The organism is Streptomyces sp. NPDC127092, assembly GCF_042722475.1.
GTDB lineage: Bacteria > Actinomycetota > Actinomycetes > Streptomycetales > Streptomycetaceae > Streptomyces.
The window spans coordinates 1-12993 of record NZ_JBHXFE010000079.1 but is presented as its reverse complement, the minus strand read 5'-3'; the positions used below and the strand labels follow the sequence as shown (position 1 = coordinate 12993).

The following is a 12993-nucleotide window of genomic DNA, read 5'->3' as shown; positions in this document are numbered from 1 at the left end:
CGCTGCACATCCGACGCCGCCCCGTCGCATCCCGGACGCCCGCCACAAACGACCGTCTGTGTCATCCCTCCTGACTGTGCATATGCAGAAAGCATGCTCTTGTGCGTGAGAGCCACTCACGACGCTGCGGAGGATCTATATACCCGGTTCGTCCATAGTGAGGTCGGTGTTCAGGACCTCGGAGTCGCCGGGGGGCTCGGTGATCGTCAGCAGCTGGCGGGCCCGGTCGAAGGTGACGGTGCCGCTCAGGACGATGTCGGACAGGAGCAGGTCGTGGTGACCGAAGTCGACGGTGGTCGTGGGGGGCGATGGGCATGAGGCTCTCCTCGGTGGTGGCGACGAGTGAGGCTGGCGCCTCTCCGCTCGTCGTTCCTGCCGGTCGCAGCTGCGCTGCGGCCCGCTTCGCCAGTCCGAGACGGGATGTCAAGTGGACGCCCCTCCACTCCGCATTCGGGTGCCGCGGGCTGCCATGCCCTGCGCCCGCGCCGCCTGGATGCGACAAGGCCCCTCCCGCAACAACGTTGTGGGAGGGGCCTTGTGTAGATCGTCAGTCCACGCCCGGCACGCTGGGGGTGAGCTCGATGACCATCTCGCCGACCTTCTGCAGGGCGGCGTCGGGGTCGTCGATAGGATTGAACTCGACGACCCACATGCGCGAAGGCGCGACGACCTTGATACCCAGGGGGATGACTCCTGCGATGTTCAGGGGCGGGGTGGCCCGTTCCGCCGCAGCACCCAACGCATGGGCGGCCCGGGCGATCTGGGGCAGGTGGAAGGGCTCGCGGAGCCCCTTGACCTCGGCTGACACCAGCCACAACTCGTCTCCGGCGAGCAGGCTGAAGGCGGCGTCGGTCTCACCCCTGCTCATCTTGATGCCGGTCTGCAGGAAGTTCACCTCCCGCAGGCTCTTCTCGCCCTGGTTACGAGGCGACCCCAGGGCGAAGTAGGTGGAGACCACTCCGAGACGGTCGGCGACCTGGGCGTGCCAGTTCTCGCCGCGCCGGCCGAGCGCACGCATGGCCTGAGGCATGGAGAGGGACTGCACCGGGTGCACGGGCAAGGAGGGATCGAAGGGGAGCTCGTCGACGAAGGGCTGGTCCTGCCCGTCCGGAACCGCCACGAACGTGAACACCGCGCGGCCTCCGTGACCGATGGCATCGGCACCCGTGTAGCCGGCTTCGAAGACAGCCGGCGGCCAGTGCTCGTTCAGGCCGTCAGCACCGCGGCGCGTGAGGTCCTTCCAAAAGTTCGCCAGGTTAGCCGAGCTCAAGGTCGACCCAGAATTTTTGATGGCATCGGAGATGTCGTCAAAGGTCACGACAGGATCCGTCACCTCACCGGTGACCGCGTCCCGCTTGAGGTTGAAGAAGATCCACTCGATCACAGGCGTCTTAAGGCTTGCCACGCCTCAAGACTAGGCTGGATCAGGACACCTGGCGATCTCGCTGGGGGATCACTCGCTCGGTCAGTCCGAAGTGTTCATGCGCCTGGCCGGCCGTGAGTCCAAGAAGGTGCTCGGATCCCAGCGGAATCGGCTCCCCCTTACTCGGGGAGACACTGTCCGCGGCCAGGATGCTCGCGGCAACGGCGCGGCCGAGCCTGGCCGGAACCGAGTTGCCGATCTGGCGGAAGCCGTTCCACTTGGTGACGTGGAACCGGAACCAGTCCGGGTACCCGTGAAGGCGGGCAGCCTCGCGGACGGTGATCACACGGGGGTGGACCGGATGGATTGGGCGCGGAGCGGTGTAGGCCCCACGGTCCGATGCCGTGCCGGCACGCAAGGTGTTCGAGAGCCCGTCCGGGTGCAGCCGCAAGAAACGGCTCACGGCCTCGGTGGTGCCGGGAGTGGTCGCCGCGAAGCGGTCGATGGACTTGCGCGTGTGCACGGTGCGCGCGGACGAGGTGAGCTTGGTGCTCGCCAGGGGTCGCGGGTGGGAGAAGTCCTCAGAGTCCTCTTCGATGCCCCGCAGCTGCGCCGCGTAGGTGCTCGGCTTCTTGTAGCGGACTCCCCCGACCTGGTCCTCGTGTAGGAGCCCCTCGAAGGCATCGGCGTCCGGCAGGTCACCGATGGCGTCCAGGACGGAAGGGCCGAGCGGGCGGGCGCCAGCCTTCGGGATCGACCCCTTAATCGTCCGGGGAGTCGCCGTCGGCGAGGGGTACTCCGGCAGTTCCACGTCAGAACGGGCGCCGAGCACGATCACGCGTTTGCGCGCCTGTGGCGTGCCGTATTCAGCGGCGCTGAGCACCCGGATGGGCGTGAGCACCCGATACTTGCCGTCGGCCTGAACCATCTCCACGACCTCGTCGATCAGCTGCCGGTGGCCGCCCACCATCAGCCCGGCCACGTTCTCCATCAGGAAGTACCTGGGCTCAAGCTCGAGGGTGAGGCGTACGAACTCTTTGAGCAGCGCGTTGCGGGGGTCGTCGAGGGCGCGCTTGCCCATCATGGAGATGCCCTGGCAGGGAGGACCGCCCGCGACGAGGTGGATCTCCCGGTCGCCGATCTCGGACTCCTGGCGGATCTGCTCCCCCGTGATCTTCGAGCAGTCGGCCGCGAAGGTCTTCCCGTAGGGGAAGTTGAACTCGTGCACGGCCGCATGGATGGGGTCGTACTCCACGGCGGCAGCGATCTCGTAGCCGGCCTGCTCCAGACCGAGCGAGAGGCCGCCGGCCCCCGCGAAGAGGTCCACAGCAAGAGGGCGGGAGAAGTCGATGCTCATGGTTTAACTGTACCCGACTTTTCGATCGATGTTCGCTTCCGCAGTGAGCTCGATGGACCCTGTGACTACCCGAGATGTCGCGGCTGAAACCGCCTGGGCGATCAGCCCGCGTCGACTTTGAGCACCGTCCAGCCAGTCTGCCGGAGGTCGTAGAGCCCGTCCTCGCGTGGTGCGATGCGGTCCTCGTAGTCCTCGACCTCGAGCACGGCGGTGTCGCCCTCCCAGTAGTGGATCATCTCCAGGGAGGCCAAGACGTCCCGCAGGACGGCTCGGGTGACCACGGGGGTGTCGAAGCCGTTCCAGGGCTCCCCGTAGGCCTCGGCGAGGAAGACGTGGTCGTCGAATGCGTCGAAGGCGAATCCGGGCACAAGGTCGGCCGTGGGGTCGCAGAGCTGCCACCGGCCGTCCTCGAAGAGGATCTCGGCCTCGGGGCGCCCGCCGGTGGTCTTGAGGCTGCGGACCTCGTAGACGGCCTCGCCGTCGCGGGCGGTGCTCGAGGCGTCGCGGGACGAGACGGCGCGATAGGTGGCGATAGGGCGGCGGGCGGCCTCGGAGGGGAACAGGGTGCTCATGGGGATCATCCTCTCGTGGATGCGGCCCGGGATCGTTGCCACGGCACCTCCCGGCCCGCCCCTGGCGGCCGAGCCGACCATCTCACGGTGGCGAGGAGCAAGTCCACAGCACCCAGAACTTAGCCCGCAGCCGCTCAGGACTAAGGAAAATCGACCCTTAAGACTCCTATCTGGCAGCTAACGCGGTCTTGGACTACACTTAGGACCAGCTTGGACGCATCCCGTGTCCTGCTGGCAAGGAGGATGGCATGTTGGAGTTCGAGCAGGTTCCGGTTCCCAAGGATCTGGTCATCGAGGTGATGCGGTTCATTGCGAACCGCGCCGACGAGCGGCACGTCGACGCTGATGCAGAGCAGGGGGGCGGCGTTGGGAATGGGAACGCTCAGCCGCCCCAGGGACTCGGGGTCAGCATGGCCAGTCGGGATTGGACGCGCGAGCAGTTCGAGATGATTCGCGCCAGCGACGCCTCGTCTGTGCGTAAGTTCTGTCAGGTGCTGACGATCCTGGCCGAGGCATCCCCGTCCGCGCTGTCGCCGGACGAGGTGGGCGCGCAGCTTGACCTCCAGGGCATCGACCTTCAGCGATCCTTCGGCCCAGCCAGCAAGTGGATGGGCAATCGAATGGACGGCGATCTTCGCTGGCCCATCCACTGGCAGGGTGACAAGTGGTTCATGAACGAGCACAACGCGACCCTCTGGAAGGAAGTCACTCAGTGATGCGGTGGCGCTAGGGCGGATCGGGGTGAGGACGGTGCAACACGCCGGCCTCACCCCACGTCTATCGGGGTATACCCACTAGGCGCATGTGTCAGAGCCAGTTGGGTGCTGCTGGACAGAGGTGCCAGGGTGCGATCTTGCTTGACAGGGTTGCCCATCATCGCGCTCGACGGATTCGTCGATCCGGCCTTCTCCAACCGCGCGCTGGCTCGCTTACCCGTTGGGCTTGGCCTCGGATTCATGGACGTCATTCTGGAGTAGCGCGATGATCTGCTTTGCGGTTTCACTCCGGTGGTCCTGTGAGATGGGCCTGCTTCCGATCAGGTCGTTGACCCAGAGCCCGTCAGCAGCGAGCAGGGCGAGCGAGGTCATCTGGTCGCGCTCAGCTTCGTCTCGTTCGCTACGTCCGGTCCATCGGGCGATGAGGTCTTCCCAGATCGCCTTGTGCTGGGTGTGCTGGCTGTCGAGAATCATCTGGAACTCGGCGCGGGAGGCGGCTGTCGAACAAGTGAGTATGTAGGCGGTCAGGCGCTCCATCGGCGTTGCCTCAGCGGTCGGCTTTCCACAGGCGATCTCTAACTGCCGCTCCCAGCGATCAGCGAGTCTCTGGTGGATCGCAGCGATCAAGTCGTCTCGTGACGGGAAGTGGTAGATGATCCCGGCCCTGGTGATCCCTGCAGCGGCCGCGACAGAGTCAAACGTGACTGCTGTGATCCCGTCTTCCTCGATCACTTGGATCGCGGCGTCGAGGATCATGGTCTTCTTGCTCTCACGCACCATCATGCGCCCCTCCGATTGGTTCAGTGGTTTTCGGCGTACTCCATTGCCTCGCTGCCGCGCCCGTAAGCGCGGAGCAGCCGATTGGTCAGAGCGGCTCCACTAGCCAGCATGACAGCGAGGACGATCATCGTGACCAAATAGGCCGTGTCGTAGGCGGAGGTGGCGGCTGCGATCACGTCGAGATCTCCGTCGGCGATCCCGAGGGCATCGGCAATGCTCTCCCCCGCTGCGGCGGGAGTGCCATCCGGGAGTCGGACGACTGTGGCGTAGACGAAGGTCAGGAGGCTCCCGAGGAGTGCTACAGCCGAGAGGGAGCCCATCTCATAGGAGACTTCTTCGATCGAGGCCGCCATGCCGGCCTTTCGCGGAGGCGCGTTGCCCATAATGGCGGCGGAAGCGACGGCGAAGGTGCCGCCCAGGCCGAAGCCGGTCACGATGAAGCTGACGACCAGCAGGGGTAGTGATCCGTTCGCAGAGGCCAGCACGGCGAGAGCTAGTCCTAGGGCGGCGATGGCGAGGCTGCCGGAGATAATGATCCGCAGGCCCACGATGTGCAGGATCGCGGCCCCTAGGACACCTGAGGGCAGGGCGCCAAGCGCGATGGCTGCGACTAGCAGGCCTGCTTGCAGGGGGGTGAAGCCCTCGACGAGCTGGAAGCGCTGTGTGGTCGCGAGCTGGGCGCCAGCGATGGTGAACATCGCGAAGAAGGCTGCCAGAGAGCCGCCAGCGAAGGCGCGGTTGCGGAAGATGGAGAACTCGATGAGTGGTTCTTCCAATCGGCCCTGGCGTCGCACGAAGAGGACGAACCCGATGACTGCTGACGCCAGCGCCCCTGCGATCAGAACCCAGTTCTGTGGAATATGGGCCAGTTCCTTGATGACGAGCACGGTGCCCACCAGCCCGACCATCGCATAGAGGGATGAGACGAGATCCCACTTCTTCGACGGATCGGGATGGTTGTGCGGCGCGATGATTGCGGTCGCCACAAGTGCGATGGCAACAACGGGGACATTGATGAGGAAAACAGATCCCCACCAGAACCGTTCGAGAAGGGCGCCGCCGAGAATGGGTCCGAGCGCTGCCCCCGCGATCGACAGGCTCCCCCAGATGGCGATGGCGATGTTGCGCTCACGAGGATCGTCGAACGCGAGGCGGATCAGAGCAAGCGTGGCGGGCATCATCGCTGCGGCCCCCACAGCGAGGAGTGCCCTGGCGCCGATCAGGAAGGCAGGGTTGGGCGAGAATGCCGCTGCCAGTGATGCGGCACCGAAGATCCACAGGCCGACGACGAACATTCGGCGGTGGCCGATGCGATCGCCCAGTGTGCCTGCTCCCAAGAGGAGGCCAGCCATGACCAGGGGGTAGGCGTTGATGATCCACAGTGTCGAGGATCCGGACGCGCCGAGGTCTGCGGTCAACGTAGGCAAGGCGGTGTAGAGGATCGAATTGTCGAGGGTGATGAGTAGCAGGCCGGCCCCCACGGTCATGAGCAGCCACCACCGCCGCGGCGATGATCCAACGTCGTTCACTGTTGTACCCCTGTCCTCTGCCTGTAGTCGCATCAACGAAACTATACTAACAGGTTAGTAAAGTAAACGTCAACGCTCCGACAGAGGGATGCCTCACAATCCAGCTGGGTGTTCATTGCCCCATCCCGGCGTCAAGCCGGGTATACCCCTTTACACACCCCCTGCGCCCACGAGAGGATCACGTCAGAGTGGGTCCTTTATCGACCCGTTGGACACATCTGACGGAGGGTCCTAGACATGGTTGGACAGACGGTGGCCTATGTGCGGGTGAGCTCGGCAGAGCAGAACCTGGGCCGTCAGCTCGAGGCGGTGGGGGAGTGCGACCGCATCTTCCAGGACAAGATCTCCGGCAGCTCCCGCACCAAGCGCGCCGGATTGGCCGAGCTGATGCAGTACGTGCGTGAGGGGGACCTGGTGAAGGTCGCCTCGATGGACCGGTTGGGCCGGGACACCCGGGACCTGTACGCGATCGTGGATGAGCTCACGGACAAGGGGTGTGCGGTGCAGTTCGTCTCCGAGCGGATCACCGTGGACAAGTCCGGCACCTCCCCCGTGGACGGGCTGATGCTGAGCATCCTGGCGGCGTTCGCGGAGTTCGAGCGCCGGCGGATCAAGGAGCGCCAGGCTGAAGGCATCGCGTTGGCTAAGGCCCGCGGCAAGTACGTGCAGGCCCCGAAGCTCTCGGATACCGACGTGGAGCAGGCGCGCGTGATGATCGACATGGGGATCCCGAAGGCGGAGGTGGCGCGCACCTTCGGGGTGAGCCGCCAGACGTTGTATGCATCCCTCAGGCGGTAGATAGGAGGCCGAGCTGCTGCCGGGGCTGGCCCAGGGGAGCTTCAGGTAGCGACCGCACCGTAACGGCAAGGTCTAGACCTCAAACAACACCGCTTGGGCAGCTGGAGGTTCTTGCACTCGCATGCCCAGGGGGGAGGCTTTGACTGAATCTATCAACTTCTTGTCGAAGGTATAAAGAGCGGTAGCTCTATAGAAGATAGCGGCTGCAACGAGAGCTACGTCGTTGCGTTTGTCGCCGACCTGTCCATAATTAAGTCCCGCCTGCCTGGCTACGAACTGATTAAGTTCAAGTGAAATAAACTGTTGGCTTCGAATGAAGGTCTCTGCTTTTTCGTAATGCTTCTGGCGCTCGTCCAGTCTATCTTTACGTAGGCGGTCAGGGGCGAGGAGCTCCAGCTCTTGCAGGGCGGGGATGGCAATATTGTGACTCTTGCCATGAGCGCGCAGCACGGCTGCCGCTCGGTCTACACGCCCTTCCATCTGTTCGTTCAAGAAGATGGCGAGCAAGACGGACGTATCTACGACAATGAGGGGTAGATCAGGCTTCATTGCGCAGCATCCTCGCGATCTGGACCGAGGTCATGCCCTCGAACAGGTTGGGGGGCCATATGCCCACAGCCTCGTCCACGCTCATGGAGATCTCCGGTTCTTCAATCTTTTCAATAGAATGGGCGGTCATCTCTTCGATCGCCCCTGACTCTGGGTGGCGGACCATCAATCCGCGAATTATCACCCGCTGTTCCACTAGGCGGGCGGCCTGCTCTGCTAGGTGGGCATCAGGAACTGCGATACGAACATAGCTTCTCATCCCATCCGGTACGACGCGGACCTTTACAGGGCGGGATACTCCGAAGTACGAAGATATTCGTCCTTGGATCGCTCCTAATGACAAGGGCAAGCCGCTCAGGGCTTTTTCAATAGCCGCCTTTAGCTGTTCGTCTATAGTGCCTGAGTCGTGACCGTCAATCCCTACCTGCTCAACGCCATAGCGGCCCTTGAGGTTGGCGTAATCTGACAGTTGTTTAAGCGCCTCCAGGGGCCACGTTATTGGCCGCGCGCCCTCGGATCGTAGAAAAGTTAAGCCCTCGTCAACTCTGTCCTGAAGATACTGAGGAGTATCCACGGTGGCGAACAGCGAGCCAACTTTTAGATCGACTATAGGCAGGGGACACGCAGTCTCATCTGCTAACGCGGATAGGAATCGAGTGAAGTGTTCTAGGCCAGCACGAAGCGCCCGGGCGTCCATCGCGCCCTCGGCGCCTTCGAGGCGCATCGTCACTTTCGGCATGGTGTCCCTACTTCCCCTCCCTGGGAGATTACACGCGCTTGTGACGCGATACCTCAGCGGGGATCTGCCAGGGAGTGGAGGTGCTGGCCACTCAACATGCTGCACAGCGGTCCGGGCCGGCGGTGGGGTGCGTACGGGGCGCCTAAGCACAAGGGGCGGGGCATGATGTGACGGTCACCGTCGAAAGGCTCCGCTCATGCAGACCAAGCCCCTGTCCTGGGACCAGATCCGCGCCAACGCCGCCACGTTCGTGCACGAGTGGGCGGGAGAGTCCTACGAGCGGGGTGAGTCCCAGTCCTTTTGGACGGACCTCTTCGATGTCTACGGGGTCCGTCGGCGCAAGGTAGCTCAGTTCGAGGCCCGCGCCCGCAAGGCTGATGGTGGGGCCGGGTTCATCGGGTCAAGTCCCTGGAAGTGGTGTAACCGTCTTCGAGGTTGTAGGGGGCTTGTACCTGTCAGGTCTGCAGGGTCGGCATCACCTCCGTGCTCATCACGGTCTCTTGCTCCGTGGTCAGGGGCTCACGGCACCGGGCGAGCAGTTCCAGGCCGAGATACCGGCGGCCTTCGGCCCATTCATCTGTCTGCTCGGCCAGCACGGCCCCGACCAGGCGCACCACGGCATCCCGGTTCGGGAAGATCCCTACCGCGTCCGTGCGTCGCCGGATCTCCCGGTTCAGCCGCTCGGCGGGGTTGTTCGACCAGATCTGGCACCACACGTCCCTCGGGAACGAGGTGAACGCGAGGATGTCCTGTCGAGCGGCGTCTAAGTGGGCGGCCACCGCGGGCAACCTGTCCTGCACGTAGTCCAACAGGCGCTCGAACTGGGCGTGCACGGCCGGCCCGTCGGGCTGGTCATACACGCTGTGCAGCATGGCCTTCACCGCCGGCCACATGCTCTTCGGGGTCACGGCCATCAGATTCGCCGCGTAATGGGTGCGGCAGCGTTGCCACACGGCCCCGGGCAGGTTCGCCGCCACTGCTTCCACGAGGCCGCGATGGGAGTCCGAGGTCACCAGTGCCACCCCGGCCAGCCCCCGGGCCACCAGGTCCGCGAAGAACTCGTTCCACCCCGCCCCGGACTCCGTGGTGGCCACCCTCAGCCCGAGGACCTCGCGGCGCCCGTCCGCGTTGACCCCGGTGGCGACCATGGCCACCGCGTTGACCACACGCCCGCCCTCACGCACCTTCATGGTCAGGGCGTCGGCGGCGAGGAACACGAACGGGCCGGCCTCGCCCAGCGGCCGGTGACGGAAAGCCTCGATGTGCTCGTCCAACTCCTGTGCCATCCGGCTGACCTGGGACTTCGAGAGCGAGTCGATGCCGAGCTGACGTACGAGCTTGTCCATGCGCCGGGTCGAGACCCCGGCCAGGTAGCAGTCCGCGACCACGGTGATCAGTGCGGACTCGGCCCGTTTGCGGCGCTCGAGGAGCCATTCGGGGAAGTACGTGCCGGCCCGGAGTTTGGGGATGGCCACATCGATCGTGCCGGCGCGGGTGTCCAGGGGTCGGTGCCGGTAGCCGTTGCGCTGTGCGGTACGGCTCTGGGAGGCCTGGCCGTACTCGGCGCCGCAGACCGCGTCCGCGTCGGCGGAGAGCAGTGCGTTGATCACGGTCTGCAGCAGGTGGCGCAACAGGTCTGGGGAGGCCTCCCCGAGAGCTTCGCGCAGCAGGCGTTCAGGGTCGACAATGTGTGGAGCGGTCATCGTGGTGATGTCCTTTCGAGAGTGCTGTGGAAGGTTCGCTCGAAGGCTCCCACGGTGACCGCGTCCGTGAAGGGGACGGTGTTGGCGACCGGGGAGGGTTACACCACTATCAGGGACTCAACTGTTCATCGACGTGTTCTGGCCCGGCATGCTCATCGCGGAGCAGAAGTCGTTGGGCAAGGACCTGGTGGAGGCTGAGGACCAGGCGCTGAGGTACTTGGCCGGTGTCCCCGAGGCTGAGCAGCCCCGCTACGTGATCACCTGCGACTTCGAGACGTTCCGTCTGCGTGACCTGGAGGCTCCGGCCGGGGATGCCGAAGCCGTGGTCGAGTTCCCGTTGGAGCAGCTGCCGGTGGAGGCCGAGCGGTTCGGGTTCATCGCCGGCTACCAGAAGCGCGTCTTTGGTTCGGCCGAGCAGGCCGCGGCCTCCGTGAAGGCCGCGCAGCTGATGGCCGACCTCTATGTGGAGCTGGAGGGCTCTGGCTACGACGAGCACGAGGCGTCCGTGTTCCTGGTGAGGACCCTGTTCGCCCTGTTCGCTGACGACTCCGGGCTGTGGGAGCGGGACCTGTTCCTGGAGTTCATCCAGACACGCACCGCCGAGGACGGCTCGGACTTGGGCGCCCAGCTGACCGCGCTTTTCCAGGTGCTCAACCGGCCCGTGAACAAGCGCATGGCCGGCACCGATGAGCTGATGCTGCGCTTCCCGTATGTGAACGGGTCCGTGTTCGGGGAGGCGGTGTCGATCCCGTACTTCACCTCTTCCATGCGGGAGAAGCTGATCGCGGCGTGCCTGTTCAACTGGGGTGGGATCTCTCCGGCGATCTTCGGGTCCTTGTTCCAGGCGGTGAAGTCCAAGGAGGCCCGCCGGGAGCTGGGGGAGCACTACACGACCGAGGAGAACATCCTCAAGCTCATCGGACCGTTGTTCCTGGACGAGCTGCGCGCCGAGTTCGTGACGAACATCCACTCCCGCCCCGGGCTGCGCAAGCTGCACGAGCGACTGGGACAGATGCGCTTCCTGGACCCGGCATGCGGGTGCGGCAACTTCCTGATCGTGGCCTACCGGGAGCTGCGCGCCCTGGAACTGCAGATCCTGGTGCGTCTGCAGGAGCTGTCGGGCAAGCAGATGCAGACATCGCTGGTGATGGACGAGGACGAGAGAGTGCGGGTGCGGATGTCGCACTTTAGCGGGATCGAGCTGGAGGAGTGGCCGGCAACCATCGCCCGCACGGCAATGTTCCTGGTGAACCACCAGGCGAACCAGGACATGTCGCTGAAGATCGGCGTGTCCCCGGAGCAGCTGCCCTTGTCGGAGTCGGCGCACATCGTGGTCGGCAACGCATTGCGCATGGACTGGAACGAGGTACTGCCGGCCGGGCCGGATGTGCTTGTGATGGGCAACCCGCCGTTTTTGGGTCATGCCTCCCGCTCCAAGGAGCAGGCTGAAGACCTCAAAACCGCGTGGCGCACCAAGAGCCCCGGGCGTCTGGACTATGTGAGCGGGTGGTACGCCAAGGTCCTGGACTACTTCCCGCCGAATGTGCTGGGACGCTGGGGCTTCGTCACTACGAACTCCCTCACCCAGGGTGACCAGCCCGCCCGCATCTTCCCAGCCGTTTTCAAGCACGGCTGGCGCATCCGCTTCGCACACCGCACATTCGCGTGGACCTCGGAAGCGCCCGACGCCGCGGGCGTGCACTGCGTGATTCTTGGCTTCGATCGCCAAGAGTCTTCGACCCCTCGGCTCTTCTCGTATGCGACCCCGAAGGGAGCACCCCAGGAGTCTCCTGCGACGAGCATCAATCCCTACCTGGTGGAGGGCCCGGAGCTGATCGTTGCGGGGCGGACCAAGGCGCTGAGCCCGGATCTTCCTGCAGTGGAGTACGGGTCCCTGCCGGCTGACGGCGGCAACCTCGTGGTCACTCCCGAGGATTACGACGCTGTGATGAGTGATCCCGTTCTTGCCAAGTATGTGCGTCCCTACATGGGCGCCAAGGAGCTGCTGCAGGGGACGCGACGCTGGGTGCTCTGGCTGGTCGACCTGGAACCGGCCGACGTGGCTAAGTCTCCCGAGCTGCGGCGGCGGCTAGAGGGGGTGCGACAGATGCGCGAGGCCAGCCCACTGAAGTCCACTCAGGAGAAGGCCGCCACCCCACACCTGTTCTACTTCAACGGACACCGGGATACGGACTACCTCTGCATTCCCCGAACCGTCTCAGGAAACCGCGCCTACTTCCTCGCCGGACGCATGAGTGCCGATGTAATTGCCTCAGACTCCACCTCCACGGCAGCGGATCCTGACGGCTTCGCTTTCGCGGTCATCTCCACCAAGGCGTTCTTGTCCTGGCAGGCGATGGTGGGTGGGCGTATGAAGTCCGATCTCCGCTTCTCCAAGAAGCAGACGTGGAACACGTTCCCTCTTCCCGCGGTGTCGGCGGAGGACCGAGAGAAGATGATCGCGGCTGGTCAGAAGGTCTTGGATGCGCGTGCTCTGCACCCTGACCGTCCTCTTGCTGATCAGTACAACCCGCTGGCGATGGACCCGGCCCTTGTGAAGGCGCACGCGGCACTGGATCGCGTTATGGACGGCCTCCTGGGTCTGTCTGCCGGCGCCACAGATAAGGAACGGCAGACGCGCCTGATGGAGCTCTACGCCGCCCGCGTGTAACCGGCCCGGCCCGACGCGCCCATCGCGCTGACGCGTCGGATCGGAAGGGCCCAGCTGCTAAGTGTAGGAGGGCATGACGTTGTTGACTCGGGCCGGGGCCAACGAGGCCGGCGGGGCGTTCCCGCAGGAGGTATGAGGCCGATGGTAGTTGTAGTGGTTCACCCACACGGCCAGCGCCTCACGCCGAGCTGTCTCTGAGGTATACGGGCGGGCGTA

General features: G+C 64.6%; 12 protein-coding genes and 1 pseudogene. 4 read left to right on the top strand and 9 right to left on the bottom strand.

What is annotated here, in order from left to right; genetic code table 11:
- Positions 1–547: 547 nt before the first annotated feature.
- The 3 genes from ACFWJO_RS36605 to ACFWJO_RS36595 form a co-directional block, all read right to left on the bottom strand.
- Positions 548–1405: a hypothetical protein gene (locus tag ACFWJO_RS36605; RefSeq protein ID WP_386872375.1), complete on the bottom strand. Its 858-nt coding sequence runs from the start codon at positions 1403–1405 to the stop codon at positions 548–550.
- A gap of 19 nt (positions 1406–1424) precedes the next feature.
- Positions 1425–2720, bottom strand: coding sequence for a DNA cytosine methyltransferase (locus ACFWJO_RS36600; protein ID WP_386872374.1), 1296 nt, complete (start codon positions 2718–2720; stop codon positions 1425–1427).
- Between the two features lie 101 nt (positions 2721–2821).
- A complete protein-coding gene (locus ACFWJO_RS36595; RefSeq protein ID WP_386872372.1) occupies positions 2822–3292 on the bottom strand; it encodes a hypothetical protein in 471 nt (156 codons plus the stop codon).
- A 248-nt stretch (positions 3293–3540) separates the two neighbouring features.
- Here ACFWJO_RS36595 and ACFWJO_RS36590 point away from each other — a divergent pair, with 248 nt between their 5' ends.
- The gene (locus tag ACFWJO_RS36590) at positions 3541–4008 is read left to right on the top strand and encodes a hypothetical protein (protein ID WP_386872370.1); all 468 of its coding nucleotides are present in this window, start codon (positions 3541–3543) and stop codon (positions 4006–4008) included.
- Positions 4009–4221: 213 nt separating this feature from the next.
- On the opposite strand, the gene ACFWJO_RS36585 is transcribed toward ACFWJO_RS36590, so the two are convergent.
- Both ACFWJO_RS36585 and ACFWJO_RS36580 read right to left on the bottom strand, forming a co-directional pair.
- Positions 4222–4791, bottom strand: a complete 570-nt coding sequence (locus tag ACFWJO_RS36585; RefSeq protein ID WP_127435544.1) for a TetR/AcrR family transcriptional regulator — start codon at positions 4789–4791, stop codon at positions 4222–4224.
- Between the two features lie 17 nt (positions 4792–4808).
- Positions 4809–6275 (bottom strand): MFS transporter, encoded by a 1467-nt coding sequence (locus ACFWJO_RS36580; RefSeq protein WP_036316244.1) that lies wholly within the window; start codon positions 6273–6275, stop codon positions 4809–4811.
- A gap of 279 nt (positions 6276–6554) precedes the next feature.
- Between ACFWJO_RS36580 and ACFWJO_RS36575 the strand changes: the two genes are divergently transcribed.
- A complete protein-coding gene (locus ACFWJO_RS36575) occupies positions 6555–7115 on the top strand; it encodes a recombinase family protein (RefSeq protein WP_386872367.1) in 561 nt (186 codons plus the stop codon).
- A gap of 72 nt (positions 7116–7187) precedes the next feature.
- Here the strand turns inward: ACFWJO_RS36575 and ACFWJO_RS36570 are convergent, their stop codons facing one another.
- Together ACFWJO_RS36570 and ACFWJO_RS36565 are read right to left on the bottom strand one after the other, a co-directional pair.
- Positions 7188–7664, bottom strand: coding sequence for a type II toxin-antitoxin system VapC family toxin (locus ACFWJO_RS36570; RefSeq protein ID WP_386872365.1), 477 nt, complete (start codon positions 7662–7664; stop codon positions 7188–7190).
- Positions 7654–8394: a hypothetical protein gene (locus ACFWJO_RS36565; protein ID WP_386872363.1), complete on the bottom strand. Its 741-nt coding sequence runs from the start codon at positions 8392–8394 to the stop codon at positions 7654–7656. The genes ACFWJO_RS36570 and ACFWJO_RS36565 overlap by 11 nt, the downstream gene beginning before the upstream one ends.
- A gap of 205 nt (positions 8395–8599) precedes the next feature.
- On the opposite strand from ACFWJO_RS36565, the pseudogene ACFWJO_RS36560 reads away from it, so the two are divergent.
- A pseudogene (locus tag ACFWJO_RS36560) lies at positions 8600–8788 on the top strand (type IIL restriction-modification enzyme MmeI); the annotation flags it as partial.
- Between the two features lie 70 nt (positions 8789–8858).
- Here the strand turns inward: ACFWJO_RS36560 and ACFWJO_RS36555 are convergent.
- A complete protein-coding gene (locus ACFWJO_RS36555; protein WP_020397262.1) occupies positions 8859–10106 on the bottom strand; it encodes an IS256 family transposase in 1248 nt (415 codons plus the stop codon).
- A gap of 133 nt (positions 10107–10239) precedes the next feature.
- Between ACFWJO_RS36555 and ACFWJO_RS36550 the strand changes: the two genes are divergently transcribed.
- Positions 10240–12777 carry a DNA methyltransferase gene (locus ACFWJO_RS36550; RefSeq protein ID WP_386872361.1) on the top strand — a complete coding sequence of 846 codons (2538 nt, stop codon included), beginning with the start codon at positions 10240–10242 and terminating at the stop codon, positions 12775–12777.
- A gap of 57 nt (positions 12778–12834) precedes the next feature.
- Here the strand turns inward: ACFWJO_RS36550 and ACFWJO_RS36545 are convergent.
- Positions 12835–12993, bottom strand: a 159-nt coding sequence (locus ACFWJO_RS36545; protein ID WP_355634415.1) for an integrase core domain-containing protein, incomplete at its 5' end; no start/stop codon positions are given.